2 protein-coding genes and 1 pseudogene are annotated in these 3664 nt (G+C 36.5%); all 3 read right to left on the reverse strand.

Translation table 11 applies throughout. From position 1 onward, the window contains the following. Positions 1–2568, reverse strand: a 2568-nt coding sequence (locus E1176_RS04205; RefSeq protein ID WP_155209321.1) for a HEAT repeat domain-containing protein, incomplete at its 3' end; no start/stop codon positions are given. 133 nt (positions 2569–2701) lie between these two features. Beyond that, the gene (locus E1176_RS04210) at positions 2702–3319 is read right to left on the reverse strand and encodes an OmpH family outer membrane protein (protein WP_185152615.1); all 618 of its coding nucleotides are present in this window, start codon (positions 3317–3319) and stop codon (positions 2702–2704) included. Positions 3320–3387: 68 nt separating this feature from the next. Further along, positions 3388–3664 (reverse strand): annotated as a pseudogene (locus E1176_RS20490) (hypothetical protein); the annotation flags it as partial.

Raw genomic sequence — 3664 nt, forward strand, 5'->3', positions numbered from 1 at the left:
ATAAATCACACAGGCTTTTGTCCACCTATTTACCTGGGAGAAGTCGCGATTCAGCACAAATTTTAAAATCAAATTGCCGTTTAATCGATCACGCGGGTAAAATACTTCCAATCGCTTAGTCTTTTCAGAGTAAGGCAAATCATCAAGTACAGGAATCACTTTTTGTTTCAAGTCATCAGATAGAAACACATCTAATAACTCTATTGCATAAATTGAACCTTCGCTTGTACCGCTTTCAATATTCTCTTTTACCAATTGTATTGACTGGGCATCATACAACATAGAAAGAAGCATATAAATATGCTCAATGTCCGAATAGATCTCTTCCTTTAAAGCCTGCTTTATGCTATCACCAAACTCATCATCAGACACTTCGCTAATGGCCGCCATATTCCAGGCAATGCTTTCCACATCGGATTCTATGGCATACTTAATTCTGGGAATCTGAGCCATGCCGGCTCTAAATCCTGAATTTGCAAGCGCTAATAGTACTTGCGAAACAATCACTTTATCTGGAAAGTCTATCTTATTCCATAACTGTTGCTTTGCTTTATTGCCTCCAATCCTACCAATAATCTGGACAATTTTAAGCATAGTAGGTGTTGTCTGCCCAGATTTATAAAAGCCTGAATCGAGACTATTCAATGCCTTACCACCAATCACCGTTAGAGAATTTGCTGCCTCTACACTAAAGCTAGCATAAGCCAAATTGTCAATTAATGCACTCAGTACTTCGTCATTATACTTCCTCTGGGCTGTTTTAATTGCCGTTTTTCTAACTTTAGGATCAGAATCACTTAAAAGCTCAATCAGGAAAGATATGTTTTCTTCATCTTGAGCATTACTGATCAATTCTGCTGCATACTGTCTGTCTTCAGGATTTTCTGATTTACATAATTTAAAAAGCCTTCCTTTCGAAATATCACCCGACCTAAGTAAATCAAGCATATCGGCTCCACTCACCAATTTACGCCTTCCTTTCCCATTCTCTTTTTTCATCGATATCACGTACCTGTCAGATACCGAGAGTCCCTTAAGCTCATTCATCTTAAATTGAGCAAAATCTCTTATATCTTCAGACTCATGCCCCATCAGAATATTAATTGATTTTGGTAATAATTTAGGCTCTAATTTTTCTAATAGCTTAAAGGAGAAAATGACTTTATTGGTATTGTTTTGCTTTAGGGTTTTTTGGAGCTTATTAACAAGCTGTTGCCCGGGTTCCAGTACGGTGTTGGCAAGAGCCTTTTGTTGTCTTTCCAGCTTTATCCTAATCCTATTTCGATACTCGTTATAGATTTTTCTAATGATCAAAAAATAGCCCAACAATACCCCTATTAGTGCATACGAATAGTGAATGAGCTCAAAAAATGCGAGAAAAGATAAGCCTATTATTAAAGCTCCGGCTAGAAAACGCGATGTTTCATTTACCACACCTTCAACTTTTGTCTGCACATCAAACCTTACACGTGCATCCAGTGGCATAAAGTAAAGTTTTACAGTAGGGTTTTCTAACGAGTCTCTAAGTGCGTAATTAAAGAGTCTACTAAGTGCAATAAGCAGAAAAAACCAAATAAATGCTGTGCTTGTCTCCACATCGTATCCATAAATACTACCTGCCACGATAGAGCCTATGGTAAATATAAACATGATCACAGGTAATATCATTAGGGCGATTTTCAGCCCGTACTCACCAATGATCCGGTCATTTACAAAAGTTTGTAACAATAGGCCTAAAACCAGTATGGACCCCTGAAAAATCGCTACAAAGTTTCTTAGTTCAGTCTCGTCAGGATACTGCTCGGCAACTACCTCCTGAAAAGAATACTGTACAAAAGTGAACGTGACCATGGAAAAGAGTAAAAAGAAAGAGAGCAATCGCACATAATTGTCTTTGACTAGTGCTTTGATACTGGTATCCTCTTTCTCTTCTGTATCTGCCGAGATTTCAGCTTCGGAAAGGTTATAGCTTGCCGTAATTAATCCTAAAAATACGCAAGCTATCAGTAAGCTCACTCCACTTATGATTAGAAAATTATATGTATTAGGAATAAATGGCTCTAAAAACGGAACTGCGAATAAGGTAATGATTGAGGCTACTAGTTGACCAATGTCAATACCTCCAATAATTCTTTTTGACTGTCTAAGATTAAATAATCGACCAAACGTACCCCAAAAACCAAGTAAGGCTATAGCTAATATAGGACCATACATGGCAAACATCAGGAATATAACATAATCCTGAAGACTGGAATCCGAATAGCGGAATGAAAAGTACATACCTGCCGTAAACAGGAATATCACTAATAAATTACCGAGTGCAAGTTTGTTAAAAGAGACCTTATTTTGAAGGAAAGCAAATGTGGCGGTTAGGATAATACCTAAAAAACCCGAAATTAATATCGCCTCTTTGAGGTACTCCTGCAGTCTATTGAGGAATAAGGTTTCAGCACTTACATAATAAGTTGCCAGAAATACGCCCATAAAGAAGCCTTTGCCCAGAAGTAATAATACAGGCTTTTCTTCTCCAGACCTGACATTCAGTGCTAAAAATAAGGCTCTGAGCATGAAAATAGTTTAAAAAATAGGTTTTTATCGTAGTATAAGTTGTAAAATATTAATAAGCACACAATTTTCCAATGCTTTCACAAAAAAAGGGCTAGCAACAAGCTAGCCCTTGAGATAAAACTTTGCCTATTATTTATTCTACGCTGGTCGTGTCAGACTCACTATTTTCTGTGTTACCTTCTTTGTAGGCCTTGTTAAGTCCATTGATTACATCTGAAGTAATATTCATGCTATCACTTGCGTAAAGCACATCACTACCCTGATTGTATTTTACTACCAATTGCAAACCATTTTGCTCGCTATAATCTTGTAAGAATTTGGTAACACGGTTATACAACTCCTGGCTTACTCTATTTTCTTCTTTTAGAAGTTCCTGACTCAAGCTTTCCTGGTACATACGCAGATTTTGCTGTTTTTTCATCAAGTCCTCTTCTAAAGCTTTAGCCTGACCAATTGTTAAATTATTGATATTTCTTTGGTAATCATTTACCTCTTTTTGTAAACCTTGTGCTCTGTTTTGATACTCAGCTTCTAGTTTTTTAGATTTTTCCTGAAGCTCTTTCTGAAGCTCATCAAAGTACTCATAATTTTTAAGTACAGAATCTGAATTAATGTAAGCCACAGCGTATTCAGCAGAATTTAAAATACCTTCTTCTGATTTTTCCTGTTCAGATGGGTTAAACTGCATGTAAAACAAAACACCTACTGCAACTAACAATACGAGGTTTAATACTAATGATAGATTTTTCACTTTGAAATCTGATTTTTAGGTTAATACGGCCGCAAATAAAGTAAACAAGTTACAAATTTGCTAATCTTTTATTTGGGTAAACCTTTATCAGATTTATCTGGCAATGTATAGGTGTAAGTAATTGTATTGGTCTTCTTCTGTGTCAATGAAGACTCTTTTGATACTATTTGATAGTGGTAACTAGTTTCTTCTGACTCATGTTTTACTTCTTCCGATATCACCAACTCACCCGTCAGCTTGCTAGATTTAAAATAAATAGCACAAAACAAGCCGGCTATGGCTCCCATAAGATGCGACTCCCAAGATACCCCTGAGGTAGTGGGAATAATTCCAGTAAATAATGTA

The sequence above is a fragment of the Fulvivirga aurantia genome (assembly GCF_009711475.1).
Classification (GTDB): Bacteria; Bacteroidota; Bacteroidia; order Cytophagales; family Cyclobacteriaceae; genus Fulvivirga; species Fulvivirga aurantia.